Annotated in this window: 24 protein-coding genes; 8 read left to right on the top strand and 16 right to left on the bottom strand. The window is 68.5% G+C overall.

The features are described from left to right. Positions 1–211: 211 nt before the first annotated feature. The gene (gene rpmB / locus CHB64_RS06290; protein ID WP_089411748.1) at positions 212–490 is read left to right on the top strand and encodes a 50S ribosomal protein L28; all 279 of its coding nucleotides are present in this window, start codon (positions 212–214) and stop codon (positions 488–490) included. 34 nt (positions 491–524) lie between these two features. After that, positions 525–1,232, top strand: coding sequence for a VUT family protein (locus CHB64_RS06285; RefSeq protein WP_089411747.1), 708 nt, complete (start codon positions 525–527; stop codon positions 1,230–1,232). A 9-nt stretch (positions 1,233–1,241) separates the two neighbouring features. Here CHB64_RS06285 and mazG read toward each other — a convergent pair whose 3' ends face one another. From mazG to proB, 4 genes are all read right to left on the bottom strand, one after another. Then, the gene (gene mazG, locus CHB64_RS06280; RefSeq protein WP_089411746.1) at positions 1,242–2,036 is read right to left on the bottom strand and encodes a nucleoside triphosphate pyrophosphohydrolase; all 795 of its coding nucleotides are present in this window, start codon (positions 2,034–2,036) and stop codon (positions 1,242–1,244) included. A gap of 82 nt (positions 2,037–2,118) precedes the next feature. Next, positions 2,119–3,399, bottom strand: a complete 1,281-nt coding sequence (locus CHB64_RS06275; RefSeq protein ID WP_089411745.1) for a glutamate-5-semialdehyde dehydrogenase — start codon at positions 3,397–3,399, stop codon at positions 2,119–2,121. A gap of 45 nt (positions 3,400–3,444) precedes the next feature. Beyond that, on the bottom strand, positions 3,445–3,873 hold the full coding sequence (locus CHB64_RS06270; RefSeq protein ID WP_089411744.1) for a VOC family protein: 429 nt from the start codon (positions 3,871–3,873) through the stop codon (positions 3,445–3,447). A gap of 53 nt (positions 3,874–3,926) precedes the next feature. After that, a complete protein-coding gene (proB, locus tag CHB64_RS06265; RefSeq protein ID WP_089411743.1) occupies positions 3,927–5,090 on the bottom strand; it encodes a glutamate 5-kinase in 1,164 nt (387 codons plus the stop codon). 108 nt (positions 5,091–5,198) lie between these two features. Here proB and CHB64_RS06260 point away from each other — a divergent pair, with 108 nt between their 5' ends. From CHB64_RS06260 to CHB64_RS06250, 3 genes are all read left to right on the top strand, one after another. Next, positions 5,199–6,122 (top strand): branched-chain amino acid transaminase, encoded by a 924-nt coding sequence (locus CHB64_RS06260; protein ID WP_089411742.1) that lies wholly within the window; start codon positions 5,199–5,201, stop codon positions 6,120–6,122. A gap of 255 nt (positions 6,123–6,377) precedes the next feature. After that, entirely contained in the window at positions 6,378–6,902 is a 525-nt protein-coding gene (locus CHB64_RS06255) for a 3-isopropylmalate dehydratase small subunit (protein ID WP_089411741.1), read from the top strand. Positions 6,903–6,983: 81 nt separating this feature from the next. Continuing rightward, entirely contained in the window at positions 6,984–9,137 is a 2,154-nt protein-coding gene (locus CHB64_RS06250) for a penicillin acylase family protein (RefSeq protein ID WP_089411740.1), read from the top strand. An 8-nt stretch (positions 9,138–9,145) separates the two neighbouring features. Here CHB64_RS06250 and CHB64_RS06245 read toward each other — a convergent pair whose 3' ends face one another. From CHB64_RS06245 to CHB64_RS06220, 6 genes are all read right to left on the bottom strand, one after another. Next, a complete protein-coding gene (locus tag CHB64_RS06245) occupies positions 9,146–9,583 on the bottom strand; it encodes an NADH dehydrogenase ubiquinone Fe-S protein 4 (RefSeq protein WP_089411739.1) in 438 nt (145 codons plus the stop codon). An 84-nt stretch (positions 9,584–9,667) separates the two neighbouring features. Beyond that, positions 9,668–10,834, bottom strand: a complete 1,167-nt coding sequence (locus CHB64_RS06240; RefSeq protein ID WP_159462431.1) for a phosphatidylglycerol lysyltransferase domain-containing protein — start codon at positions 10,832–10,834, stop codon at positions 9,668–9,670. A gap of 256 nt (positions 10,835–11,090) precedes the next feature. Then, positions 11,091–11,609 carry an Hsp20/alpha crystallin family protein gene (locus CHB64_RS06235; RefSeq protein ID WP_200815251.1) on the bottom strand — a complete coding sequence of 173 codons (519 nt, stop codon included), beginning with the start codon at positions 11,607–11,609 and terminating at the stop codon, positions 11,091–11,093. Between the two features lie 72 nt (positions 11,610–11,681). Next, on the bottom strand, positions 11,682–12,080 hold the full coding sequence (locus tag CHB64_RS06230; RefSeq protein ID WP_200815250.1) for an Hsp20/alpha crystallin family protein: 399 nt from the start codon (positions 12,078–12,080) through the stop codon (positions 11,682–11,684). A 36-nt stretch (positions 12,081–12,116) separates the two neighbouring features. Next, positions 12,117–12,593: an Hsp20/alpha crystallin family protein gene (locus CHB64_RS06225; protein ID WP_200815249.1), complete on the bottom strand. Its 477-nt coding sequence runs from the start codon at positions 12,591–12,593 to the stop codon at positions 12,117–12,119. A 338-nt stretch (positions 12,594–12,931) separates the two neighbouring features. Further along, positions 12,932–13,261 carry a hypothetical protein gene (locus CHB64_RS06220; protein ID WP_143265950.1) on the bottom strand — a complete coding sequence of 110 codons (330 nt, stop codon included), beginning with the start codon at positions 13,259–13,261 and terminating at the stop codon, positions 12,932–12,934. A gap of 455 nt (positions 13,262–13,716) precedes the next feature. On the opposite strand from CHB64_RS06220, the gene CHB64_RS06215 reads away from it, so the two are divergent. The 3 genes from CHB64_RS06215 to CHB64_RS06205 are packed head-to-tail and all read left to right on the top strand — an operon-like array spanning position 13,717 to position 19,625. Beyond that, on the top strand, positions 13,717–16,038 hold the full coding sequence (locus CHB64_RS06215) for a glycosyltransferase family 4 protein (RefSeq protein ID WP_089411734.1): 2,322 nt from the start codon (positions 13,717–13,719) through the stop codon (positions 16,036–16,038). Positions 16,039–16,098: 60 nt separating this feature from the next. After that, complete coding sequence (locus CHB64_RS06210; RefSeq protein WP_089411733.1) at positions 16,099–17,373, top strand: glycoside hydrolase family 130 protein; 1,275 nt, start codon at positions 16,099–16,101, stop codon at positions 17,371–17,373. A gap of 23 nt (positions 17,374–17,396) precedes the next feature. Further along, complete coding sequence (locus CHB64_RS06205; RefSeq protein WP_089411732.1) at positions 17,397–19,625, top strand: AGE family epimerase/isomerase; 2,229 nt, start codon at positions 17,397–17,399, stop codon at positions 19,623–19,625. Between the two features lie 220 nt (positions 19,626–19,845). Here CHB64_RS06205 and CHB64_RS06200 read toward each other — a convergent pair whose 3' ends face one another. From CHB64_RS06200 to CHB64_RS15665, 6 genes are read right to left on the bottom strand one after another with little or no spacing between them, the layout of a single operon-like run. Next, entirely contained in the window at positions 19,846–20,709 is an 864-nt protein-coding gene (locus CHB64_RS06200) for an MBL fold metallo-hydrolase (RefSeq protein WP_089411731.1), read from the bottom strand. Beyond that, entirely contained in the window at positions 20,706–21,497 is a 792-nt protein-coding gene (locus tag CHB64_RS06195) for a TatD family hydrolase (RefSeq protein ID WP_183234031.1), read from the bottom strand. Before CHB64_RS06195 ends, CHB64_RS06200 begins: the two co-directional genes overlap by 4 nt. A gap of 15 nt (positions 21,498–21,512) precedes the next feature. Further along, on the bottom strand, positions 21,513–22,562 hold the full coding sequence (locus CHB64_RS06190; protein ID WP_089411729.1) for a DNA polymerase III subunit delta': 1,050 nt from the start codon (positions 22,560–22,562) through the stop codon (positions 21,513–21,515). After that, positions 22,555–23,202 (bottom strand): dTMP kinase, encoded by a 648-nt coding sequence (tmk, locus tag CHB64_RS06185; RefSeq protein ID WP_089411728.1) that lies wholly within the window; start codon positions 23,200–23,202, stop codon positions 22,555–22,557. The genes CHB64_RS06190 and tmk overlap by 8 nt, the downstream gene beginning before the upstream one ends. Further along, positions 23,203–24,381: a D-alanyl-D-alanine carboxypeptidase family protein gene (locus tag CHB64_RS06180; protein ID WP_089411727.1), complete on the bottom strand. Its 1,179-nt coding sequence runs from the start codon at positions 24,379–24,381 to the stop codon at positions 23,203–23,205. Next, positions 24,378–25,301 carry a septal ring lytic transglycosylase RlpA family protein gene (locus CHB64_RS15665; protein WP_159462430.1) on the bottom strand — a complete coding sequence of 308 codons (924 nt, stop codon included), beginning with the start codon at positions 25,299–25,301 and terminating at the stop codon, positions 24,378–24,380. The genes CHB64_RS06180 and CHB64_RS15665 overlap by 4 nt, the downstream gene beginning before the upstream one ends. Positions 25,302–25,359 lie beyond the last annotated feature (58 nt).

The following is a 25,359-nucleotide window of genomic DNA, read 5'->3' as shown; positions in this document are numbered from 1 at the left end:
GGTTTCGATCAGGGCCGTGATCGAGATCGTCGGCGAGGCCGCGCCTCCTGCGCCGGAGGCCGGCCATGGGGGAGACGGGGCGCGCCCGCTCCTTATAATCCCTTGACGCCTGTCCTTGACGGGCCGGGGCCGCTCGCCTATAGGGCTGCGCTCCGAGCTACCAACGGTTTTCGGCGCGCCCGCGCGCGCCCCGCAGAACAAGGTGAACGCCATGGCGCGCCGGTGCGAACTTACGGGCGTGGGCCCGATGTACGGGCACAACGTCTCCCACGCCAACAACAAGACCAAGCGGCGCTTCCTGCCGAATCTGTGCGACGTGACGCTGCACAGCGACAAACTCGGCCGGTCGTTCAAGTTCCGCATCACGGCCGCCGCCCTGCGCACGGTCGATCATCGCGGCGGGCTGGACGCCTTTCTGGCTAAGGCCGACGATGCCGCGCTCTCCCCGAACGCCTTGAAAGTCAAGCGCGAAATCGCCAAAGCTTCCTGAGGGGCGTAACGCTCCGCCACGCCCGGGGAGCGCCATGGAAGCCGCGACGACAGTCGTCGAAAAGCGCCGGCCGGTGAAGGAGACGCCGGCCCAGCGGCTGGCGCGCGAGACGGCCGCCTTCGCCGCCGCCCTGGGGCGCATGGCGCTGCTCGCCGCGATCCTCTCGCCTGTTCTTCTCTGGTCGTTCCTGACGGTCGATCTGCCGGTGCGCAGCTTCGACCGGCTGGTCGATACGCCCGCGCTCAAGCCGAGCCTGTGGCTGAGCATCGGCGGGCTGGCGATGACGGGCGCGCTGCCGCTGGTCATTCTCGTCACGCGCCGGTTCGGGGGCGACGAGGCCTCCCGCGCGGTCACGGCGGCCTGGGGCGTGTCGGCCGTGGCGACCCTCGCGGGGCTTTCCTATCTTGCGCCGTTTCTTGAAAGCCATGACATGCCGAGCGTGCGCTTCGTCGCGGCCTTCGTCGCCAGCGCCATGCTCGGCCAGTATGTGGCGATCGGCATGTATGACGTGCTGCGCGGCGGCGGGGTCTGGTGGCGGGCGCCGCTCTTCGCCGCGCTCGCGGGTTACGGCGTGCAGACCGCGATCTATTTTCCGGCCGCGCACGCCGGGGCGGGCGCGGCGTGGTTCAACTGGATGGTGACCGACTACGCGCTCAAGACCTTCGCGGCTTTCGCCTTCCTGCCGGTTTACTTCCTGCTGCGCAAAACCCTGCGCCCGCGCGGCGGCTATGGCGGACGGTGAGGGGCGCGGCTATTCCTTTTCTCCGCGCTCGCCTCGCTTCGCTTCCGTCCACAACGCCTCCATCTCGTCGAGGCTCGCCTCGGCGAGGTCGCGCCCGGCGGCGGCGAGGCGCGTCTCGATATGGCGGAAGCGACGGGCGAACTTTTCATTGGCGCGCCTGAGCGCGGCTTCCGGATCGACCCTGAGATGGCGCGCCACATTGGCGATGACGAACAGAAGATCGCCGAACTCATCCTCTATGGCGTCGGCGCTTTTCGTGCACGCGGCCGCTTGCAGCTCGCGCACTTCTTCTTCGAGCTTGGCGAGGACGTCCTCGACATTCGTCCAGTCGAAGCCGACCCGCGCGGCGCGCTTTTGCAGCTTCACTGCGCGGGCGAGGCCGGGCAGGGCGACCGGCACGTCGTCGAGCAGGCTCGCCGCGCCCTTGGCCCGGCGTTCCTCCGCCTTCTGATCTTCCCAGGCGGCGGTCTGCGCGTCGGCGTCGCGCCCGTCCGGCGCCTCGAAGACATGCGGGTGCCGGCGGATCATCTTGTCGCAAATGGCGGCGACGACGTCGGCGAAGTCGAACGCGCCGCGCTCTTCGGCCATGCGCGCGTGGAAGACGACCTGAAAGAGGAGATCGCCCAGCTCCTCCTTCAGCGCGGCCATGTCGTCGCGCTCGATGGCGTCGGCGACCTCATAGGCCTCCTCGATGGCGTAGGGCGCGATGGTGCGGAAGGTCTGTTCGAGATCCCACGGGCAACCGCCGTCGGGCGAACGCAGGCGGGCCATGATGTCGAGGAGTTCGTTGATGGCGCGTGACATTAAGATTTCAGGTTGCAGGTTGTGAGAACGAAAGAATGGTATAACCGCTTTCGCCGGCGACCCGCCACCGGCCGCCTGCAACCTATTCCCTCACATGCCCGTCGCCACGCACCACATTCTTGTAGGTCGTAAGCTCGGCGAGCCCGACGGGCCCGCGCGCGTGCAGCCGGCCGGTCGCGATGCCGATCTCTGCGCCGAGACCGAACTCGCCCCCGTCGGCGAACTGGGTCGAGGCGTTGTGCATGACGATGGCGCTGTCCACCTCGGCGAGAAAGCGCGCCGCCGTGTCGGGATTCTCGGTCACGACGGCGTCGGTGTGCGCCGTGCCGTAGCGGGCGATATGATCGATCGCGCCAGCGACGCCGTCGACCGCGCCTGCGGCGATGATCGCGCCCAGATATTCCGTTCCCCAATCTTCCTCGCGCGCCGGTTCCGTTTCAGGATCGAGCGCGCGGATCGCCGCGTCGGCGCGGATCGCGCAGCCTGCCTCGCGCAGGGCCTTTCCAATCGGCGGCCACAGGGATTCGAGCCGGGCGCCGTCGATCAGGACGGTCTCCGCCGCGCCGCACACGCCCGGCCGGCGCATCTTGGCGTTGACGACCACGCGCACGGCCTTGTCGATATCCGCGTCGCGGTCGACATAGACATGGCAGACGCCTTCGAGATGGCCGAGCACGGGCGCGCGCGCTTCAGCTTGCACGCGCGCGACGAGCGACTTGCCGCCGCGCGGGATGATGAGATCGACCGCGCCGTCAAGCCCGGCGAGAATATAGCCGACGGCGGCGCGATCCGTCGTCGGAACGAGCTGAACGGCGCCCGCCGGCAGGCCGGCCGCTTCCAGCCCGCGCGCGAAGCAGGCGTGCAGCGCCCGCGAGGAGGCGAAAGACTCCGATCCGCCGCGCAGGATCGCCGCATTGCCGGATTTGAGGCACAGGGCGCCCGCGTCGATGGTCACGTTCGGGCGGCTTTCATAGATGACCGCGATAACGCCGATGGGAACGCGCACGCGCGAGATCTTGAGCCCGTTCGGCCGCGTCCATTCCGCGACGGTCTCGCCCACGGGGTCGGGCAGGGCGGCCACTTCCCGGAGCGCGCCGACGATTCCCGCGAGGCGGCGCTCGTCGAGGCGCAGCCGGTCCAGCATCGCGCCGGCGACGCCGTTGCGTTCGGCGTTGGCGCAGTCCTCGGCGTTGGCGGCGAGAATGTCGGCGCGCGCAGTCTCGATCGCCTCGGCGGCGGCGAGCAGCCCTGCGTTTTTCTTTTCCGTCGAAGCGCGCGCGATGACGGGCGCCGCCGCGCGGGCGCGCCGCGCGATCGCCGTCATCATGTCCTTGACGCTTTGCGTTCTCACCTTGTCCAGCATCGTCGTTTAAGATCGCTCTCAATGCAGCGCGGGGGGCGGCGTTTCCTAGCCGGCTTTTTCCGTGAGGGGAAAGCTCACCATCCAGTTGACGCCGAATTTATCCTTGCACATGCCGAAATAGCTTCCCCAGAACGTCTCCTGCATGGCCATGGCTTCCGCGCCGCCGTCCTTCAGAGCGGCGAAAACTTCATCGGCCTGCGCGCGGCTTTCCGCCGTGTAGCTGACGGCGAAATTGTCGCCGAAGGTGACGGGCGGTCCGAAGCCTTCCGCGACGTCCGACCCCATGAGCTCGCTGTCGCCGACCGGCAGGGAAACGTGCATGATCTTGTCCCTGTGTTTCGGATCGACCGGCATATCCGGAGGCGCGTCGGCGAATGTCAGCCGCGCGCCGAAGTCGCCGCCGAAGACTGACCGGTAAAAGTCGAACGCTTCAGCGCAAGTTCCGTTGAAGTTAAGGTAGATGTTGAGGCTCATGCTGTTCCTCCTTCGCGCGTCGCGCCCCTGAATGGCGCGGATTTGCGCGCGGGTTACTTATCCGGGTTGCGGCGCGCGATCGCAAGGTCGTCGCGATGGATGAGGGCGTTCGGGCCGCGATAGCCGAGAATTTCCTCGATTTCGTGCGATTTCTTGCCGACAAGGCGGCGCGCTTCGGCGGCGTCATAGGCGCAAAGCCCCTGGCCGAGGGGCTCGCCGTTCGCGGCGCGCACGGCGACCGCGTCGCCGCGGCGGAAATCGCCCTCGACCGCGACGACGCCCGCCGGCAGAAGGCTCGCGCCGCCGAGGAGCGCCTTCGCCGCGCCCGCGTCGACGGTAATCGTCCCGGCGGGCCTGAGCCGGCCGCCGATCCAGGCGAGACGCGCCCGCTCCGGCGTCGATCGGGGCACGAACAAGGTCGCGCGCGCGCCCTTTGCGATCGCTTCGAGCGGGCGCTCGACGTCGCCGCGGGCGATGATGGCCGCGCAGCCGGCCGCGAGCGCGATCTTCGCCGCGGCGATCTTGGTCGCCATGCCGCCTGAGCCGACGCCGGCTTCGGCGTTGGCGCCGGCGCCCATGCGTTCGATCTCGGGCGTGATCGTCTCGACGAGAGGAATGTGACGGGCGGCGGCGTCGCGGCGCGGATCGGCCGTGTAAAGACCATCGACGTCGGAAAGCATGACGAGAAGATCCGCGCCGGCCATCTGCGCGGCGTGGGCGGACAATCGGTCGTTGTCGCCATATCGGATCTCGGCGGTGGCGACGGTGTCGTTCTCGTTGACGATCGGAACCGCGCCGAGGCCGAGCAGGGTCTCCAGCGTGGCGCGGGCGTTGAGATAGCGCCGTCGGTTCTCCGTGTCGTCGAGCGTGAGGAGAAGCTGGGCCGCGACCGCGCCCGAGGGGGCGAGGGCGCCTTGCCAGGCCTGCATCAGAAGCGCCTGGCCTGCGGCGGCGGCGGCCTGCTTCTCGGCGAGCTTCAGGCGGCCTTCGAGCCCCAGCCGGCGCCGGCCGAGCGCGATCGCCCCGGAAGAGACGACGATCGCCTCGGCCCCGCGCGCCCTGAGCGCGGCGATGTCGGCGGCGAGACCGGCGAGGCGGCGCGCGTCGGGCTCGCCGTCCGCGCCGATCAGCAGCGCCGAGCCGATCTTCACCACCACGCGCCGCGCCGCCGCGAGGCGGGCGGGAGCGGAAAGGGCGGGTTCTTCGGGCGGCGACATTCTCAACCTTGACTGGACGCGGCGGCTGGGCGAAGCCGGTCTAGCCCGGACCCCGGCGTGGGCGCAACGCGCCGCCCCCGTCCGGAAGCCCGCGTTGCGGAGGAAAAAATGCCGATTCAGGAAGCGAAGCTCATCTGGCGGAACGGAAAGCTCGTCCCTTGGGCGGAAGCCACGACCCATGTGCTGACCCACGGCCTGCATTACGGCTCGGGCGTGTTCGAAGGGATGCGCGCCTACGACGCCAGACGCAAGGGCGTCGCCATATTCCGCAATCGCGAGCATATCGAGCGGCTTCTGTTCTCGGCCAAGGTCTACAAGATCAACATCGACTATTCGGCCGAGGACCTGATGGCCGCCTGCCGCGAAGTGGTGCGCGAGAACGGCCTGAAGTCCGCCTATATCCGCCCGATCGCCTATCTCGGCTATGGCGAGATGGGCCCGGCCTCGCAGGCCTGCCCGACCGATGTGGTGATCGCCGCCTTTCCCTGGGGGGCCTATCTTGGCGAAGAGGGGCTCGCTAACGGCATCGACGTGTGCGTTTCGAGCTGGCGCCGGCCCGCGCCCGGCACCATTCCCGCGGGCGTGAAGGCGGCGGGGAATTATCTCTCGAGCCGGCTCGTCAGCATGGAAGCGAAGGACCGCGGCTTCGCCGAAGGAATCGGCCTTTCCCATGACGGCACGGTGAGCGAAGGGGCGGGCGAGAACCTCTTCGTCGTCCTCCGGGAGCGGATCATCACGCCGCCCGCGGCCTCGTCGATTCTCGCCGGCATCACCCGCGACACGGTGATGACGCTCGCGCGCGCGCTCGGCTACGAGGTCGTGGAGCAGCCGATCCCGCGCGAGATGCTTTACGCCGCGGACGAGCTGTTCTTCACCGGCACCGCGGCGGAAGTCACGCCCGTGCGCTCCGTCGACCGGATTCCGGTCGGAACCGGCGCGCGCCCGGTCACCAAGAAGATCCAGTCCGCCTTTTTCGGCCTCTTCACCGGCGAGACCGAAGACAAATGGGGCTGGCTCGATCCGGTCGAATAGCAGCCGGCCCGGCGGTCTGCTCGATCCGTTAACCAGGTTTCAGTTGACACTCATGCGCGAACGCGCGCATCGGGCTTGATGCGCGCTCGCCCTTGCGCCCGCAGGGGCGGGAGCGTCCGCGTCTCGCCGGGCCTTGGGCGTCGGGCCGGCCCGTCTTGGGGGGAGTCGTCGGCCAACGGATCATCGCGCGCGCCGGCTCGCCTTTCGGGCGGACGGCCGGCGAGGTTCCGCCCGCGAGACGGACGAGTCGAAAAAATGTGGCCGTTTACGACCCTTACTTCCCCCGCCATCCCGCTGCTCAGGGACGACATCGACGCGAATTTCATCGCGCCGGCGACGGGGCCGTGGCGCGGCAGACCGTTCGGCCGTCTGCGCCTTGACGCCACGGGCCGGCCGCGCGCGGACAGCCTGTTCGATCGCGCGCCGTTTTCGAGCGCGGCGATCCTGATCGTCGGCCGCGATTTCGGCGCCGGCGCGCGCGCCGGGGCGGCCGTCGAGAGCCTTCTGGAGCTGGGCCTGCGCTGCGTCATCGGCGTTTCATTCGCGCCGGCCTTCCTTGAGGCCGCGCAAGGGCGCGCGCTCCTGCCGGCCGCGCTCGACGCGCAGACGGCGGGTCCGCTCGCCGATGAGGCGCTGAGCGGCTTCGCCCTGACCGTCGATCTGGCGAGCCGCACGATCATCACCTGCCACGGCGAGCGCTTCGCCTTCGCGCCCGCCGCCGAGGCGGCGCCGAGCGCCGACGAAACGCAGCATCTTCTCTACGCCACGCCGGACTGGTGACGCGCTGCGCCGCAGCGCTGCATTCCGCGCCGGCGCGCGTTATGTCTTTCTTTGTACGCCATTGCGGGACCGGGAGGGGACATGAGGGTCGTCGGCTTCGGCGCGCTCGCGCTCATCGTCGCGGCGGGCGTCTGGCTGTGGACGCCCGCGCCGCGCTTCGACGCGGCCGAGGCGAAGCGCGCGGCGCAGGCCTATGACGCGCGCATCATCCGCGACGCCTTCGGCGCGCCGCATATCTACGGCGCGCGGGACGTCGATGTCGCCTTCGGGCTCGCCTACGCCCATGCGGAGGACGACTGGGCGACCTTCGAGGACGCGCTCGCCTTCTCGCGCGGAACCCTCGGGCGCCGCCTGGGGCGGAAAGGGGCGGTTACGGATTATCTCGTCGCCGCGCTGCGCATACGCGAGGACGTCGCCCGCCAATACGAGGCGGCGCTGTCGGCGCGGACGCGGGCGCTGCTCGAAGCCTATGCGGCGGGCGTCAATCTGTGGTGCGCGGAAGAAAAGGGCCGGTGCGCGCGCGGCGTCGCGCCCGTGACCGGGCAGGACGTCGCCGCCGGCTTCGCGGTCCGCACGCCGTTCTTCTACGGCCTGGACGAGATGCTGACGGCGCTGTTCGAGGCCGAACCGGAAACCCATGCGGCGCTGGAGCGGGCGCGTCACGCGCTGCTGCATCTCGGCCCGAACATGGAGACCGGCTCCAACGCCGTCGCAGTCGCGCCGGGGCGATCCGCTGACGGCCATACGCGCCTGATGGTCAATTCCCATCAACCCTACGCCGGACCGGTCGCCTGGTACGAGGCGCGGGTCAAATCCGACGAAGGCTGGGACATGATCGGCGGCGTCTTTCCCGGCGCGCCTGTCATCCTGCATGGGGCGGGGCCGGCGCTCGGCTGGGCGTTCACAGTCAACAAGCCCGATCTGGCCGACGTCTACCGGCTCGAGGTCGACGATCCGAAAAGGCCGCGCCGCTATCGCTTCGACGGCGAATGGCGGGACTTCGACCGCGCGAAGGCGCGGCTCCGGGTGAAGATCTTCGGCCCGTTCTCGCTTCCCGTTACGCGCGAGATTCTTCGCTCCGTACACGGCCCGGCCTTCGTGACTCCGTCCGGCGTCTATGCGGTTTCTTATGCAGGCATGGGCGATATTCGCGCGCCCGAGCAGTGGCTGCGCATGAACAAGGCGGCCTCGTTCGACGAATGGCGAGCGGCGATGGCGATGCAGGCGATCGCAAGCTTCAACGTCGTCTACGCCGACCGGGAAGGGAACATCGCCTTTTATCACAACGCGGCCATTCCCGTTCGGTCGAGCGAATGGGACTGGTCGCGCCCTGCGCCGGGCGACCGGCCCGACCTTCTATGGAAAGGAACGCTTCCTTTCGGCTCGGCGCCCTCGGTCGTGAACCCCGCCTCTGGCTATGTCGTGAACGGCAACAACAATCCGTTCGAGGCCTCTGGCGCCGGCGATAATCCCGACCCCGCGCGCTATCCCCCGCATTACGGAATCGACGCGCGCACGACCAATCGCGGAATCCGTCTCCAGGCGCTTTACGGGACGGACGGCGAAATTACGGGCGAGGAGTTCGTCGCCTACAAGATGGATCATTTCTACGCGGAAGAGTCGCGTCTGCGCCGCCTGGTCGGCATGTTGATCGAATCCGAAGCTGTCAGACAGGACCCGGCGCTGGCGGAGGCGCGCGCGCTGCTGGAGGGTTGGACCGGCTCGACCCGCCGCACGGACCGGGCCGCGGCGCTCGCCGTCCGCACGGGCGAGCGAGCGCTCGGCTATCTGCTAGCGAAGGAGACGCCGGACGAGGCGGCGATGATCGACGCGTTGCGCGCGACGATCTCCGAGCTGCAATCGGCTTATGGACGAATCGATCCCGAATGGGGCGAACTCAACCGTCTGCGGCGCGGCGACGTCGATTTGCCCCTGAACGGCGGGCCGGACGTCCTGCGCGCGGTCTATCTCATGGGCGATCCGCTTGAAGGAACGCTCGCGGCGGCGGGCGGGGACAGCTATATTCTTTATGCGGACTGGTCTTCCGAAGGCGCATTGTCGGTGAAGACCATCCACCAGTTCGGCTCGGCGACCCAGGATGAAACGTCGCCTCATTACGCCGATCAGGCGCCGCTCTTCGCGGCGGAGGAATGGAAAACGCCGCCGATGACGCTCGACGCGCTGCTCGCAGAAGCGACGGCGGACTACCGCCCCGGCCGAATCGCGCGGGAATAACGGCGCCGTCAGACCGCCGCGCCGTGCGCGCCTTCGCGCGGCGCGGCCTGCGGCCGGCTGCGTCGCATCAGCTCCGCGCGATAGTCCCGGCGTTGCAGCCGCGCGAAGCGATCGACGACCTCATAGCGCCAGCCCCGGGATTCCGCGAATTCCACCGCGCTTTGCAGACTTGGAAAGCGCAACGTGATCGATCCGTAGGGGTCTTTTGCGCCGGTCCAGCCCATCAGCGGTTCGCGCTCTCTTGGCGCGCCGGGCTGGAACTCGAGCAGCCATTCGTCGATGGCGCGCCGCCCGCCGCGACCGGGCTCGACCGGCCTTTGCCGGATCAGCGCCAGGGGCAGGCTTTCGGCCGGCGAATCCGCGCCGGGCAGAAACGGCCGGCCGCGCTGCGCGTTCGGCCTCGCTTGATCGTTCGGGCGCGCGTCAGTCGCATAGCTGGCGGTCATGGCCGTCTTCGCCTCCCAATCGCGCGCAGTGCGCGCGTTTCGAGCGTTCAACGCGATATTGATCTTGGAACGGATGGAAAAAATTCAAGCCCTGCCGATGATGCGCGCGAAGGGCTGGCGCCGGCGTCCTGGCGCGGCGAGCCCCTTGCGGCTGTTGCGCAGAAGGTTGCGCACGCCGCCGCCGGTCAGCGCGGCGACCGCGACGGCCGCCGCGCCCGCGCGCCAGCGATTGGGCGCAGCGATATAGGCGGGCTCCCAGACGGGATTGAACTTGTCCTTGTAGGCGCGCAGGCCCTCGAAGCTGTAAAATCGTCCGCCGCGCGAATAGATGAAGGCGCCGAGGCGCGCGACCGTCGAGGGCCGTCCCTGCCGATCGAGGCCGGCGAGCGGAGCGAGGCCGAAATCCACGCGCGCATATCCTTCGGCCTGCGCCCATAAAAGAAGCTTCGTGAACAGATAGTCCATGCCGCCGCCGGGCCCTTCGTCGGCGAAGCGCATGAGATCCATCGTCACGAGATCGTCCTTGATCCAGATGTTCGCAAAAGCGACGGGCTCGCCCTGGCGGCGCGCGACGGCGAGCGAAAAGCGCGAGAGATAATCCGGATCGAAGCGGCCGAGGGAGAAGGCCTTTTCGCTTCCGGCCTTCATGGCGAGCCAGGCGTCCGACACCCGTCGCAACGCCGGCTCCATATCGCCCAGGGGACCGGGCGGGCGCATCTCGAAGGCGCAGCCGGCCTTGTCGGCCCTGTTGAGGGCGTTGCGAATGTCCTTTTTGTCCTTGCCTGAAATGGTGAAGGCGCGCAGATCGACGACCGCGCGCTCGCCGACCTTTTCGGCGACGAATCCGTGGGCGGCGAGCCGGGCGGCCGCGTCCGCGCCGACGGCGTAATAGGCCGGCCAGGCGCGCGCGGCGCGCGCCGCCTCTGCGAAGCGGGCGGCGACCTCGTCGAACTCGTCCGCCCGACCCACCGGTCCGCCCATGGCGATCCAGGCGCGCCCCCAGACACCGAACATCAGGAAGCTCGCGCCGCTGGCGCTCCATACGAAGCGCTTGTCGCCGGTCAGCGCGAGAAAGGAATCCCCGTCATAAATCTCCGCATCGCGCAGGGCGCGCGCGGCGCGCTCGATTTCGGCGGCGTTTCCGACAGGCGGCGGCGGAGGCCTGAATCGGCGCAGCGCGCCGCCGGCGGGCGGAACATGAACATGAATCGGTCCCTGTACGGATGGCGTGAAAATCTGCGCGTCGAACATCGCCCCTCCCATCCTGTCCGCTGTCTGCGTCCGTCTCCGTCTTCCTCGTCTTTCGTCGCCGGCCGGAAGTCCGGCGACGAAGCTGCGAAGGCGGCGCCGCACAGGCGCCTTGCGCGGCGCGGCGTGCGGCGCGCTTATGCGGCCGCCGTATGCGTCAGCAGCGCCGCCGCGGCCACGTGGACGGCGATCGCCGGATCAGCGCGCATCGGCTTTCCCCAGGGCATCGGGCCGGGGAGGCCGCCGGCGCCTGACGGCTTCAGGCGGCCTTGACCTCGATCCGGCGCGTATGCCGTTTGGCTTCCTCGGATTTGGGCAAGGTGATCCGAAGAACGCCTTTCTTGAACTCCGCCTTGGCCCGATCGGGATCGACGCCGGGCGGCAGCGGGATCGACCGGAAGAACGAGCCGTAGGAGCGCTCGTGCAGGAAGTATCCCTTCTCGTTCTCCTCGCGCTCTTCGCGCCGTTCTCCGCGGATCGTCAGCGCGTCGCCGCTGAGGGTCACGTCGATGTCCTTCTCGTCGAGACCCGGCAGGTCGATGCTGATCCTGAACGCGTCGTCCGACTCCGCGACGTCCGCGCGGGGCTGGCTGAAGAAGCCGACGCCGGCGCCGCCGAAGAACGAGCGTTCGAACCGGTCGAAGAAACGATCGAAAGCCGTATTCAGATCGCGATGCAGCGACAAAACCGGATCGCGGTCGCCGCCGTCGCGGATGGCGAGCGCTCGCCCGCCGGGGCTCTCGAGCGCGCCGCCGGATTTCTTACGTCTCCATGGCACAAGATCCGTAATACGCATGGGTCAACCTCCTTAGCTGCAAGTCCTGGCGCGGACGGCCTGAAGGCTTTCGCCTCAGGCCGCCTTTACGTTGATGCGCCGGGTCTTGGCCGTGTCCACCTTGGGCAGTTCGAGTCTCAGAACCCCGTTTCTGAACGAGGCCTGAATCTTGTCGCGGTCGATCTCCTCCGACAGGCTGAAGACGCGCTCATAGTCGCCTTCGCCATATTCGGCGTAGATCTGCTGCCAGCCTTCGCGTTTGCGCCGGGGCGTCTGACCGCGAATCGTCAGCACGCGGTTTTCCAGCGACACGTCGACCGAATCGCGCGCGACGCCGGGCAGCTCAAGCTCCAGCACGACCGCATCGTCCGTCTCGAAGATATCGGTCGCCGGACGATAAAGCGCGCGCGGGCGCCGTTCCTCGAAGGGCGTCACATTCGCGCCCGCGTCGGATTTGACGAGTTCCATGCTCATAATCGTCCTCCATCCTTCGCATCCGTCACGCCGCCGTCAGGCGTTGATCGCTATGCGGCGCGGCTTGTCCTGTTCGGGACGGCGCATTTCGATTTCGAGCACGCCGTCGTGGAAACGCGCGTCGACCCCGTCCGGGTCGATTCGGAACGGCAGCTCCACCGTGCGCGTGAAGCGCCCGCGGCCGCGCTCGCGGCGACGCCAGCCGACCCGGCCGTCGTCATTGGCCGGCGCGATCTCGCCGCTCAGCGTCAGCGTGTCCTCGCGCACCGTGAGCTCGATCGAGTCGTCGTCGAAGCCGGGCAGCTCCGCGGTCAGCAGCAGGCCTTCGTCATTGACGTAAAGGTTGACCGGCGGATAAACGCCCGCGCGCGCGACCTCGCCCGGCGCGTCGAAGCCGGAAAGGTCCTCGAACAGGCGGTTCACTTCGTTCTGGAGACGACGGAATTCGGCGAAAGGATCCCAGCCGAAGCCGCCCCAGTCGGGTCCTCTGTCGTACAGGCTCCACATGGTCATGCACCTCCATCCGTCTCGGGCCGACGGCGCGGCCGGGGGACCGCGTTCCGTCGCGCCGACATAAAGGCGAACCACTTGGTGCGGGGAGCGTCGCGCCGGGACCCTGGCGCGAAGGGCGGCGTGCGGCCCGTCGGGAACCGTCCGCCGACGAAGAACGCCCGTGCGGCGGCGTTCGCTCAAACGGCCCTGTCCATGCCCTCGCGTCGGAGCGGCATGACGCCTGACCGCTGCGGCCGGAGGGGCCGGAAGATCAGGCGTTGGCCGCGGGCTCCGGCCTCGGCAACCCGCAATAATGAGCTAGGAAAGGCATCGTCCGTTTCAAGAGGATCGCCGCCGCTTTACGCGGCCTGGCGCGCCGGCCTCGTCCGGCGGTTGTCGTTGGCGGCGGATGGGTCGCCGGCGGGGCGAGAGGGGACCCCTTTCCCGGCGACGCGCTGCGGACGCCGGCGAAGGCGATCGGCTTCAACCCCCCGCGGCCAGGTCAGCAGCGCGACCCAGAGCGGCGGGTTCCAGTAGAACGGGACGAGCGCGGTCATCGCCGCGACGAGGCCGCTCTTGCCAAGGAAATCGGCCGCGCCCAGGCCGGCGTCGGCGGCGCGCGCAAAGCGCGCAAGATAGGGAAGGGCGTCGGCCTTGCGGTCAGCCGCGTGCGGGATCATTTCGCGCATGTCTTCCTCTTTCAGCCGTTTCACCGGCCCCCGGTGGACGCCGGCCGCCGCGCCGGCCATGGCGCATGCGGCAGGCCGTCCCTGATCTAGCGCGCGCGCGGCGCGGTTCAAGCGCTCGCGGTTGGGGAAAACGGGTCGCAGGCCGGCCCTTGCATCGCGCGGCCGCGATCCTATCTGAGTCAGGACAGGCAGTCGAAGGAGCGTTTACTGAACGGCGCGTAACGCCGCGCGAAAATCGAAACGGAAGCAGTCATGGAACCCTCGAGGAGAGTTCTACCGCTTCGACAAGTCATAAACCGTTCATTCGCGCGCGGCGCGCCTGCGCGTCTTCTCAAGCACTTCGCCTCCATTCCCAGTTAAGCGCTTCGCAATCTCCACGCGCCATCGGCGCGCGGGAAACGTCGTCCCCTGCGCGCGAAGCTGAACCATAGAAAGCCTGGGAGAGAGCGAAGACGATGAACCACGCCGCATCGCAGGACAAACCGTCTGCGCGTCGCGCGACGGCGACCGGAATCCGCAATATCGTCCTTGTCGGGAGCTATCCGCCGCGCCGTTGCGGCATCGCGACCTTCACCGCCGATATCCGGGCCGCGCTCGAAAAGGCCGCGCCGGAAGCGCGCATCGGCGTCGTCGCCATGATCGATCCGGGCGGGCGGTACGATTTTTCGCCGGAGGTGATCGAAACGGTCTCCCAGATGGATCGCCGATCCTATCGCGCCGCGGCCGAGCGGGTGAATGAGCTGCATCCCGACGTCGTCTGCATACAGCATGAATACGGCCTCTTCGGCGGACCGGCCGGGGAATATCTGCTTGATTTCGTCGAGGCGCTCGATGCGCCGGTCGTCGTGACGCTGCACACTGTGCTGGCGAATCCGGACGAAGATCAGCGCCGGGCGCTGGAACGGCTCGCCGCGCGCGCTTCGCGTCTTATCGTGATGGCGCGCCGCGGCGAGCAAATCCTGCGCCGGGTCTACGATATTCCGCCGGCCAGGATCGCCTACGCCCCCCACGGCGCGCCGGATCTGCCGCTGTCTGACGCCGCGCCCTACAAGGCCGAATTGGGGCTTGAGGGGCGCGACGTGCTGCTGACCTTCGGCCTTTTGTCTCCCAACAAGGGCCTCGAATACATGATCCGGGCGATGCCGCGGATTCTCGAGGCGCGCCCGCGCGCCTTCTATGTGGTGCTCGGCGCGACGCATCCGCATCTGATCGCGCGCGAGGGCGAAGCCTATCGCAACGAGCTGAAGGCGCTCGCAGATTCGCTTGGCGTCGGGGAGAACGTCGTTTTCGTCAATCGCTATGCGGACGCGGACACGCTGCTTTCCTATCTTCGCGCGGCGGACGTCTATGTGACCCCCTATCTCAACGAAGCGCAGATCACTTCCGGCACGCTGAGCTACGCCGTCGCGCTCGGCAAGCCGGTGATCTCGACGCCCTATTGGCACGCCGCCGAGCTCCTGGCGGAAGGCAGGGGCGTGCTCGCGCCGTTCCGCGACGAGCGGGCGCTCGCTGACGCGGCGGTCAGGCTGCTGTGCGACGAGACCCTGCGCGAGGGGATGCGCGCCAAAGCCTACGCCGCCGGGCGCTCCATGATCTGGCCGCGGATCGCCGAGCGCTATCTGGAGATTTTCCGCGACGCGGCGATGGATTCGAACGGCGACGGCAAGGTCGTCAGCCTGCGGCAGGCGCGCCGCGATCGGCTGGCCTCGACGCCGTCGCTGGAGGGGCTTGCGCGGTTTACGGACGATTGCGGGCTCCTTCAGCACGGTCTTTTCGGCGTGCCGGACCGCAATCACGGCTATTGCGTGGACGACAACGCCCGCGCGCTGATGTTGACATGCCCGCTCGCCGGCGAAGAAGGGGGCGATCCGACGGCCGCGCGACTGGCCTGGATCTACGCCGCATTCGTGAACCACGCCTGGAACGAAGAGCGCGGCGCCTTTCGCAACTTCATGTCTTACGACCGGCGCTGGCTGGAGGAGGCGGGCTCGGAGGACAGCGTCGGGCGCAGTTTTCAGGCCGTCGCCGTCGCGGCGGCCCAGGCGCGCGACCCGCAGCTGCGCCGCTGGGCGCGCGATCTCGCCGCGCGGGCCATGCCGCATATGGAGCGCCTGCGTTCGCCGCGGGCCCAGGCTTTCGTGCTTCTCGGCCTGTGCGCGCTCCTGCGCGCCAAACCGTTCCACCCCGACGCGCGCCGCCTCGCCGCCGACCTCGCCGGCCGGCTGAAGCGCGGTTTCGATGCTTACGCCGGGCCGGAATGGCGCTGGTTCGAGAACGTGCTCGCCTATGACAACGCCCGTCTGCCGCAGGCGCTGATCGTCGCCGGCGAGACCCTGGGCCGGCGGGCGTGGATCGAAACCGGAGCGGACGCGCTCGCCTGGCTCTGCAGGAAACAGACGGGCCGGGGCGGCGCGTTCCGGCCGGTCGGCACGGACAGTTTCGGCGCGCATCGGACCGCGCCGAAACCCTTCGACCAGCAGCCGCTCGAAGCCGCCGCCACAATCGACGCCTGCGCAGCCGCCTACGCCGCGTCGGGCGAGGAGCGCTGGCTCGAAGAGGCGCGGCGCGCCTATGACTGGTATTTCGGCGGGAACGATCTCGGCCTCGTTCTCGCCCAGCCCGAGGACGGTCTCTGCTTCGACGGCCTGACGCCCTATAATGCGAACTTCAATCAGGGCGCGGAATCGGCGCTGTCCTATCTGCAGGCGGTCCAGTCGATGAAGCGTCTGGAAAAGGCCGCCGCCCGCGCCGCCGAAACGGCGCAGCTTGCAGGCTGATCGGCGGGCAGGGGGGCGACGGACAGACCGAGCAACGGGCAGGTCGAAGAAGGAGGGGCTATGGCGATCTTCACGCACATGCCGCTTCGCCTGTGCGCTGACCCTCAGCGCGTCGTCATCAGGCCGTTTCACCTGGCGGTGGAGCCGCGCGATCTCAATCCCGTGCAGACCTCGCGGGCGCATCGGATCGTCGAGGCCGTGCGCGCCATGGACGAGGCGACCTGTCTGGAGGTGCTTCGCATCGTGCACGAGGAGTTCGCCCATCGCCACTGGGAGACTCACCGCTTCTTCGAGCGGCGCTATGAGCAGATCGCGGCCGAGCTCGGGCTCAAGGACAATCTCAAACCTGACCAGCGCCAGCTCATCGGCGCCTATCTCAGCCACGAATACGCCTACGCCGCCGCGGCGCTGATGAATCCCAGCGTCGTTCCGCATCCCGACCAGAACGACGCGCCCAGAGGCGCGCTTCGGTTCGTCATGTCCTTGCGGGCGGTGGGCGAGGGACACATTTCATCGATCGAGTTTCGCGAAGGCCTGCTCAGCCGCAACGGCGACATGACCCTCGCAAAGCGCCCGCCCGTCTCCGTCGCCGCCGAGGCGCGGGTCGAAGGCGAACGGGTCGTCATGATCCGGGAGCCGGAGACGGCGCTTTCGGGAACGGTTCTTTTCCCGGCCACGCCCGCGCAACGCAACGGGCTCGAGGATCTGCGCCTCGTGCGCTTCGAAGACGACGAGGATGGACCCGTATATTATGGAACATATACGGCTTATTCCGGATCGGCCATCGCGTCCCAGCTTCTCCAGACGCGCGACTTCCAGACCTTCATCCTCTCGCCGATGACGGGCGCGGCCTCGCGCAACAAGGGCATGGCGCTGTTTCCCCGACGCATCGGCGGGCGCTACGCCATGATCGGCCGGCAGGACAACGAAAATCTTTATTATCTGGAGTCCGACGATGTCGCCCATTGGGAGACGGGAGAGAAGATCGCCGCGCCGGTTTATCCCTGGGAGCTCGTACAGATCGGCAATTGCGGCGCGCCGGTCGAGATCGACGAAGGCTGGCTTCTGCTCACGCACGGCGTCGGGCCCATGCGTAAATATTCCATCGGCGCGCTGCTGCTGGACAAGAAGAACCCCCGCCGGGTTCTCGCCCGCACGCGCGAGCCGATCCTGTCTCCGGCGGACGATACGCGCGTGGGCTACGTGCCGAACGTCGTCTACACCTGCGGCGCGCTGGCTTTCGGACGGCGGATGTTCATGCCGTTCGGCGTATCCGACAGCTGCACCATGTTCAGCTGGCTGGACATTGACGCGCTGGTCCGCGACATGGTCTAGCGGGCAGCGGGAGGAAACAGGGCGTGAACGTCTATCCTGTCATCATGTGCGGAGGCTCCGGCACGCGCTTGTGGCCGGTTTCGAGGCCGTCTCGGCCCAAGCAGTTCGCGCCGCTGATCGGGCCGGAGACGCTGTTCGTCCAGACTGTCCGCCGTGCGCGGAAGGTCGCCGGTTTCCGGCGCCTCATCGTGGTGACCGGCGCGCGCCAGGCCCATTGGGCGCGCGCGCAGATCGAAGGAGCGGACGCGACGCTGCTGCTCGAGCCGGAGCCGCGCGACTCCGCGCCGGCCATGGCCGCCGCGGCCGTCTGGATCGCCGAACGCGATCCGGAGGGAATCGGCGTTTTCCTGGCTTCGGATCATTACATTCCCGACACGGAAAAATTCTGCGACGCCGTTGAGAAAGCGTCCCGCGCCGCGCAGGGAGGACGGATCGTCGCCCTCGGCGTGAAGCCGACAAAACCTTCGTCCGCCTACGGTTATATCCGGCCCGCGCGCGGCGAAGCGCACGCAGAGGCGACGCCGGTCGACGCCTTCGTGGAGAAACCGGACTTCCCCACGGCCGAGCGCTATGTCGCCGAGGGTTATCTTTGGAACAGCGGCAATTTCATCGCTTCCGCCTCGACCTTTCTCAAGGAGCTCGACCGGCGCGCGCCGGCGATCGCGGCTGCGGCGCGCAAGGCCGTCGCGCGCGCGAAGGAGACGCAGGCGGGCCTGAAGCTCGACCCCGTCTTTGCGGAAGCGCCCAAGATATCGATCGACTACGCGCTGATGGAGAAGACCGACCGCGCCTCGGTGCTCGCCGTCGATTTCGCCTGGTCGGACGTCGGCGCCTGGGATGCGGTCTACGCCGCCTGTCCCCATGACGAGCATGGAAACGCCGTTGCGGGCGAGGCGGTGACGATCGACGCGCGGGATTGCCTCGTTCGCGCCGCGCCCGGCGTGCTCGTCGCAGCCGCCGGGGTGCGCGACCTCGCGATCGTCGCCGAGCCCGACGCGGTGCTTGTCTGCCATGCGAACGCCGCACAATCGGTCAAGAAGATCGTCGAGCGGCTGCGCGCCGAGGCGAAGCCGCAAGCGGACGCGGCAGGCGACGGCGCCGGACCCGCGCAGCAGGAGAGCGCGCGCGATCTGCGCGCCTGGGCTGAACGCTATCGTCTGTGGCTGTTCGCCGAAGCGCTGCCGCTGTGGCAGGCGCTGGGCGCCGATTACGGCGGATGGGGCTGGCACGAGAGCCTTAGCCTGCGCGCCAAACCGACCGGCGCGCCGCGCCGCGCGCGCGTGCAGGCGCGGCAGGTTTACGCCTACGCCGCCGCCGGCGCGCTCGGCTGGGCGGGACCGTGGAAAGCCGCCGTCGAACATGGCCTCGAAGGTTTCTTTGCCTATTATCGGCGTCCGGACGGATTGTTCCGCACGCTGGTTTCGCCGGATGGAACGCCGATCGAGGAGACCGCCTATCTTTACGATCAGGCTTTCGCGCTGCTGGCGCTCGCCGCGGCGCGGGCGGGGCGGCCGTCCGCCGAAGACGAAGCCCTGGCGCTGCTCGCCGCGATCGAAAAGGTCATGCGCCATGAAAAGGGCGGCTTCCGCGAGGCCGGCGCGCGGCCCTTCCAGTCGAACCCGCACATGCATCTGTTCGAGGCGTGTCTGGCCTGGATCGAAGCCGGCGGCGGCGAGCGCTGGACCCGGCTTGCGGGCGACATCGTCCGGCTCGCCCTTGACCGCTTCATCGACGCCGAAGGCGGCTTTCTGCGCGAGTTCTTCGATGCCGGGTGGCGCCCGGCGCCGGGCGAGGCCGGCCGGCGCGTCGAGCCGGGCCACCAGTTCGAGTGGGCCTGGCTGCTGGAGCGCTGGTCCCGGCGAACCGGCGACCGGGAGGCCGCGTGCGCGGCGCGGCGGCTTTACGCAGCCGGCATGCGCGGCGTCGACGCCCGGCGCGGCGTCGCCGTCGACGCGCTCGACGACCGCCTTGAAATGCTTGAGCCGCGCGCGCGCCTGTGGCCGCAGACGGAGCGGCTCAAAGCAGCGCTGATCCTGTCCGAAAGCGCGCAGGGCGATTCCCACGAAGCGCTGCGCGCCGATGCGCGCCGCGCCGCGGCGGCGCTGTGGCGCTATCTCGATGTCGAGCCGTCCGGACTGTGGCGCGACAAGCTCGGGGCCGACGGCCGGTTCGAGGAAGAGCCGGCGCCGGCGAGCTCGTTCTATCATCTGGTCGCCGCCGTCGCGCAGCTATCGGCGACGGCGCTGGGCTGAAACGCTGTCGCCGACAAAATTTCCTTGGGATAGCGCGGCCGCTGGATCGATCGGCGAGCGGAGAAAGGCTTTTCCGACGCCGCAGCGCCGTCCGGCCTCACGCCGTGATTTGTCGCACAATTTATATTGTCGCAAATTTATTGGGATTGCGGCGGCGGCGTCGAACGGTCAACGGCCCTCAACCTGGTCGCTCGCGAGCCGCGAGAACAGCGACCGGCGCTCAAGGATTTCCGTAAAGCTCCATCCCGTCATAGGCCGGCTCGACGCCGGGCGGCAGCTCGACCGACAGCGTCCGGTAGTCCATATGAATGTGCAGATTGGTGAGGATCGCCCGCTCCGGCTTCACCCGCGCGATCCATTCGAGCGTCAGCGCGAGATGCGCATGAGTCTTGTGCGGCTTGTATTGGAGCGCGTCGACGATCCAGATGCGCGCGCCTTTCAGGATCTCGAAGCTTTCCTCCGGCAGGCTGACGACGTCGCTCGAATAGGCGACGTCGCCGATGCGGAATCCCAGCGAGTCGACCCCGCCGTGATGCTGAAGGAACGCGACGACGGGAACCGGCCCAGACGGTCCGTCGATTTGGAACGGCGCGCCGCAGGCCGGCATCGGCCGGCGCGCGAGGATGGGCGGATACAGACTGTCCGGCGCCTGTTCGAAGCAATAGCGGAAGCGTTCGGCGATGCTTCCTCCCGTCGACTCGTCGATATAGACCGGCACGCGGGCGCGCTGCGCTAAGGCGAACGCCCTGAGATCGTCGATGCCGTGGCACTGATCGGCGTGATCATGGGTGAACAGCACGGCGTCGAGCCGCGAGCAGCGCGCGCGCAGAAGCTGCTCGCGCATGTCAGGCGACGCGTCGACCAGCACGGCGGTGACGGCGTCATGAGCGAAGCCGCGCTCCGGATGGCGCCGCCGCACGAGGACCGAGCAGCGCGTGCGCCGGTTTTTCGGCTCTTTCGGGTCGCACGCGCCCCAATCGCCCGCGCCGTCCGGCCCGCCGACGCGCGGCACGCCGCCCGACGATCCGCAGCCGAGGATCGTCACTTTCAGCGCGCCCTCGCCCTCTCCTGTCGATTCGCTCACGGAACGATCTCCTCGCGACGCGCGCGCGCGAACAGCCGGAAGAAGTTCCCAGTGGTCGTCTGCGCGGCGTCATCGAAGCCGATCCCGCGGATTTCCGCCAGCTTTTCGGCCACATGCACGAGAAACGCCGGTTCGTTGCGCCGCCCGCGCATGGGAACCGGCGCGAGATACGGGCAATCCGTCTCGATGATGACGCGCTCGAGCGGCGCATCCTTCGCGACGGCGCGGATGTCGTCGGCGTTTCTGAAGGTGATGATGCCGGAGAAGGAAATATAGCCGCCCATGTCGAGCGCTGCGCGCGCGAGCTCAGGCCCGCCCGTATAACAGTGCAGAAGCGGGACGAACGCGCCCTTGCGACGCTCCTCCTCCAGCATCGTCCGCACCGCGTCGTCGGCGTCGCGCGCATGAATGACGAGGGGCAGCCCGGTCTCGCGCGCGGCCTCGATATGCGCGCGGAAAACCTGCGCCTGCGCGTCGCGATCGGAATATTCGTAATGAAAGTCGAGGCCGCACTCGCCGATCCCGACGACCCTTTCGTCTTCGGCCAGCTCGATCAGCGTTTTGGCGTCGAGATCCGGAAAGTCCTTTGCGTGATGCGGATGAACGCCGACGGAGCGCCATATTCCCGCCCGCCAGTCGGCGATCGTCTTGATCGCTTCGGTCGACTCCAGCCGGTCCGAGATGGTCAGCATCGCGCGCACGCCCGCCTCCCTCGCGCGCGCGATCACGGCGTCGAGGTCGTCCGCGAATTTCTCCGAATGCAGATTGACGTGGCTGTCGATGAGCATGAAGCGAGGCATGGCTCAGACGGCGCGCGATTGCAAGGCGTCGCGCAGAATGCGGCCCATGGCGAGCGCGAGCTGGACGCGGTCGAGATTGACGGCCTCGCCGCGGCGCGCGAGCGCGCCGATGCGATCATGCGCTTCAAGAAGCCGCGGCGGGGCTGCGCGCGCAAGCAGGCCCGCGGGGGGCGCGCCGGTCGCCGCCCGGCTGGCCGCTTCGCGCAACGCTTCGAGCAGCAGCGCGACAAAGAGCGGCCAGCGCTCGCCCCCCGCCTTGCCCGTAAGCCCCCCAGCGACGGCGGAGAGATCGCCGCCCTCGACAGCGGCGGCGATGAAGCCTTCTGCCGCGGCGACCGCTTCGGCCCCCTCGCCCGCCGCCAGCGTCAGCGCATAGCCGGGCCGGCCGCGGGCGGCGGCGGCGACGCGGCGCGCCTCAGCCGCGGAGAAAGACAGCTCGTTTTCGACGAGGGCCGCGACGGTCTCGTCCGCCACTGGACGCAGGTCGATGCGCCGGCAACGCGAGCGGATGGTCGCCAGAAGCCCGCCCGGCGCGTGGCTGACAAGCAGCAACGCGGTTTTCGCCGGCGGCTCTTCGAGCGCTTTGAGAAGCGCGTTGGCGGCGTTCGGGTTCATCTCGTCCGCAGCGTCGATGACGGCCACCCGCCAACCGCCCTGAGACGCCGTTCTGTTCAGGAAAGCAGTAAGATTGCGAATCGTTTCAACCGTGATTTCAGTCTGATGACGGCCTGTCTTTTCATCGAACAACCGCTCCGCGACGAACAGATCGGGATGCGCCTTGCCCGCCACGAGCCGGAACACCTTCGAGTCGGCGGGAACCTGAAGCGAGTCCGCGGCCGCGAGCGCGTCCGGGTCGAGCAGCGCCCGGGCGATGCGATAGGCGAGCGTCGCCTTGCCCGCCCCCTTCGGCCCGGCGAGCAGCCAGCCGTGGGAGAGATCGCCCTGGTCGATGGCGGCGCGCAGGCGCGCTTCGAGCGCGTCCCGCCCGACGATGCGCTCGCGCATCCAGGGCGGCGTCAGGGCGGGGGCGCTATCCGGCGTCCGTTCAGCCAAGACCCAGGCGCTCCTTCACGATCGTCCGTATACGGTGAGCGACGTCGTCGACGGGCCCGGATGAATCGACGACGACGCAGCGTTCGGGCTCGCGCGCCGCGATGCGCCGGAAGGCCTCCTGCACGCGGGCCTGATAGGCTTCTCCCTTCGCTTCGAAACGGTTGTCGCCGCCGCGCGCCTGCGCGCGCTCAAGGCCTCTCGCTCCCGGCGCGTCGAGAACGATCGTGAGATCTGGCCCGTCCGCGCCGACGACGAGATCGCGCAGCGCGCGCACTTTCTCCTCGCCCAGGCCGCCGGCTGCGCCCTGATAGGCCATGGTCGAGTCGACGAAGCGGTCGCACAGCACGACCGCGCCGCGCGCGCGAGCGGGATTGATGACCTTCTCAAGGTGGTCGGCTCTCGCAGCGAAGACGAGCAGCGCTTCGGCGAGCGCCGACCACCGCTCTGTCGCGCCGCTGACCAGCAGCTCCCGGATCGCTTCGGCCCCGGGAGAGCCGCCGGGCTCGCGCGTGACGGCGACCTCATGGCCGGCGGCGCGAAGATGCGCGGCGAGCCGGGCGATATGCGTCGACTTGCCGGTTCCGTCGCCGCCTTCGAAGGTGATGAAGGGCCCTCTTTGCGATTGCCGCGCGCCGACCATTCAGGGTGTCGCCGCCTCCGACTCGGGCTGAGAAGGCCCGACGATCAGGGTCTTCGCCGCCAGCGCGATCTTGCCGAAAACGCCGAGCTCCCTGACCGTCTTGCCGGCGAAGAGCGGATATTCGCGAGCCTCGCCCGCCTCGGTTTCGACCCGAAGATAGCCGATCTGCTGGTTCTCCGCCACGGGCGCGGCGACAGGCCCCTCATAGACGATCTTCGCGCGCACCTTATTTGCGGACCGGTGCAGGATCATCGAGATCGGCTCGCGCACGATGAGCGGCGCCGACTTTTCGACGCCCTTGAACACCAGCGCGTCGCCGACCACGTCGCCCGCCTGATAGAGCGTTTTCGTCACGAAGTCGTTGAAGGCGATCCGCATCAGCCGCTGGGCCTCGCTCGCCCGCTCTTTTTCCGACGCGGTTCCGTTGAAAACAACGATGCGCCGCACCCCGTCGCGCACGGCCGTCCCTGCGAGGCCGTAGCCGGATTCCTCCGTGTGACCCGTTTTCAGACCGTCCGCGCCCTCGACCATATCGAACAGGGGATTGCGATTCGCCTGGCGGATCTTCTCCCAGGTGAATTCGCGCTCGGCGAACATGGCGTAATATTCCGGATAGTCGCGGATGATCTTGCGCGACAGAAGCGCGATGTCGCGCATGCTCATCTTGTGGTTCGGATCGGGCCAGCCGGTCGCATTGGCGAAGGTGGAGTTTTTGAGGCCCCATTCGCGCGCCTTGCGGGTCATGATCTCGGCGAAGGCTTCCTCCGAGCCGGCGATGTTCTCGGCGATGACGATGCAGGCGTCGTTGCCTGATTGCACGATCACGCCGCGCAGAAGATCCTCGAGCCGGATTTTGGTGTCGACGCGGACCCACATCTTGGATCCGCCCATCCGCCAGGCCTTTTCGCTGACGTAGAACTCGTCGTCCAGGCTGAGCTCGCCGGACTTGAGCCGCTCGAAAACGATCGCCACGGTCATCAGCTTACTCATCGAGGCCGGCGCCGTCGGAACGTCTGCGTTCTTTTCGTACAGAACCGCCCCGGTCTCGTGGTCCATGATAATCGCATATTCGGCCGTCGTCGTGATCGGCGCCGCCGCAGCGGCCGGCGGCGCAAGGACGATCAAGGCGGCGACGGCAGCGGCCCATGCTCCCTGGAACATCGTCAGGACACGTCTCATAGGCATTCCGGCTCCGACCTTGCTTCGCACGTTCTGATGATCGCGGCGCGCTCGCGCGCCAGGCTCGCCGAAGCGTAGCCTGCGCCGCGCAGTTCGGCCAGGCGCATCGCAGCCGCCGCCTCGTCGGCGTAAGGCCCGACCTGCACGCGCCAGGCCATAACCCCGTTCAGACGGGCCTCCGACAGAACGCGCACCGGCCCCCACGCCGACAGGGCGAGCCTGGCCGCTTCGAGCGCATTGAGATCGGCGAAGCGCGCCACGTCGATCCAGTACTCCACGGTCGGCGCCGGCGGCGCTGTCCCCGCCTCTGCGATAAGCCGCGCGATGACGTCCTCCTGCGGACCCGACGCCGGCGCCGGCGGCGCCCGCCGCCCGGCCTCTCCCGCGCGGGCGAGGCGTCGGCGCTCGCCGCGTCCGTCGTCGAGCGACACCGTCGCATCGGCCAGAGAGGCGCGCCCCACATAGCGCACGCGCACCGGGGCGAGGCCCTTCTCCTCGAAGCCGAGCGCGCGGGCGGCCGCCTGGGACAGGTCGATGATCCGGTCGCCCTTGAACGGGCCGCGATCGTTCACCCGCACGAGGATTTTGCGCCCGTTTTCGAGATTTTCCACTTCGACGCGCGAGGGGAGCGGCAGGGTCGGGTGCGCCGCCGTCATCCTGTTTCTGTCGAAAAGCTCGCCATTGGCGGTGAGCCGGCCGTGAAATTCCTGCCCGTACCAGGAGGCGATTCCGACCGCTTCATAGTCGGGCTGCTCGCGCGGGTGATAGCGTCGACCGTTCACCTCGTAAGACTGGCCGACCTTGTAGTGCGGATTGGGCTCGACGCCGGGCGACGGATGTCGGCCCGGCGTCGCGCAGCCGGCGAGCGCGGCGGCGGCGAAAAGAAACGCGGCGCGAAGGATCGGGGCGAAGCGGAGCATGTCTGCGCTATGCGGGAATTTGGCGCCGTTCGCAAGGCGCGCCGCCGATCGGGCCCGG

The organism is Amphiplicatus metriothermophilus, assembly GCF_900199215.1.
GTDB classification, from domain to species: domain Bacteria; phylum Pseudomonadota; class Alphaproteobacteria; order Caulobacterales; family Parvularculaceae; genus Amphiplicatus; species Amphiplicatus metriothermophilus.
Note: the sequence above shows the minus strand (reverse complement) of the source record. Positions and strands in the feature narration are given on the sequence as shown.

Coding starts and splice junctions, on each gene's coding strand:
- CHB64_RS06255 (WP_089411741.1), top strand. CDS start 6,378: ATGTGGCCGTTTACGACCCTTACTTCCCCCGCCATCCCGCTGCTCAGG.
- CHB64_RS06260 (WP_089411742.1), top strand. CDS start 5,199: ATGCCGATTCAGGAAGCGAAGCTCATCTGGCGGAACGGAAAGCTCGTC.
- CHB64_RS06250 (WP_089411740.1), top strand. CDS start 6,984: ATGAGGGTCGTCGGCTTCGGCGCGCTCGCGCTCATCGTCGCGGCGGGC.
- mazG (WP_089411746.1), bottom strand. CDS start 2,036: ATGTCACGCGCCATCAACGAACTCCTCGACATCATGGCCCGCCTGCGT.
- CHB64_RS06225 (WP_200815249.1), bottom strand. CDS start 12,593: ATGACCATGTGGAGCCTGTACGACAGAGGACCCGACTGGGGCGGCTTC.
- CHB64_RS06230 (WP_200815250.1), bottom strand. CDS start 12,080: ATGAGCATGGAACTCGTCAAATCCGACGCGGGCGCGAATGTGACGCCC.
- CHB64_RS06210 (WP_089411733.1), top strand. CDS start 16,099: ATGGCGATCTTCACGCACATGCCGCTTCGCCTGTGCGCTGACCCTCAG.
- CHB64_RS06240 (WP_159462431.1), bottom strand. CDS start 10,834: ATGTTCGACGCGCAGATTTTCACGCCATCCGTACAGGGACCGATTCAT.
- CHB64_RS06245 (WP_089411739.1), bottom strand. CDS start 9,583: ATGACCGCCAGCTATGCGACTGACGCGCGCCCGAACGATCAAGCGAGG.
- CHB64_RS06275 (WP_089411745.1), bottom strand. CDS start 3,399: ATGCTGGACAAGGTGAGAACGCAAAGCGTCAAGGACATGATGACGGCG.
- CHB64_RS06215 (WP_089411734.1), top strand. CDS start 13,717: ATGAACCACGCCGCATCGCAGGACAAACCGTCTGCGCGTCGCGCGACG.
- tmk (WP_089411728.1), bottom strand. CDS start 23,202: ATGGTCGGCGCGCGGCAATCGCAAAGAGGGCCCTTCATCACCTTCGAA.
- CHB64_RS06220 (WP_143265950.1), bottom strand. CDS start 13,261: ATGCGCGAAATGATCCCGCACGCGGCTGACCGCAAGGCCGACGCCCTT.
- rpmB (WP_089411748.1), top strand. CDS start 212: ATGGCGCGCCGGTGCGAACTTACGGGCGTGGGCCCGATGTACGGGCAC.
- CHB64_RS06195 (WP_183234031.1), bottom strand. CDS start 21,497: ATGCTCATCGACAGCCACGTCAATCTGCATTCGGAGAAATTCGCGGAC.
- CHB64_RS06270 (WP_089411744.1), bottom strand. CDS start 3,873: ATGAGCCTCAACATCTACCTTAACTTCAACGGAACTTGCGCTGAAGCG.
- proB (WP_089411743.1), bottom strand. CDS start 5,090: ATGTCGCCGCCCGAAGAACCCGCCCTTTCCGCTCCCGCCCGCCTCGCG.
- CHB64_RS06285 (WP_089411747.1), top strand. CDS start 525: ATGGAAGCCGCGACGACAGTCGTCGAAAAGCGCCGGCCGGTGAAGGAG.
- CHB64_RS06180 (WP_089411727.1), bottom strand. CDS start 24,381: ATGAGACGTGTCCTGACGATGTTCCAGGGAGCATGGGCCGCTGCCGTC.
- CHB64_RS15665 (WP_159462430.1), bottom strand. CDS start 25,301: ATGCTCCGCTTCGCCCCGATCCTTCGCGCCGCGTTTCTTTTCGCCGCC.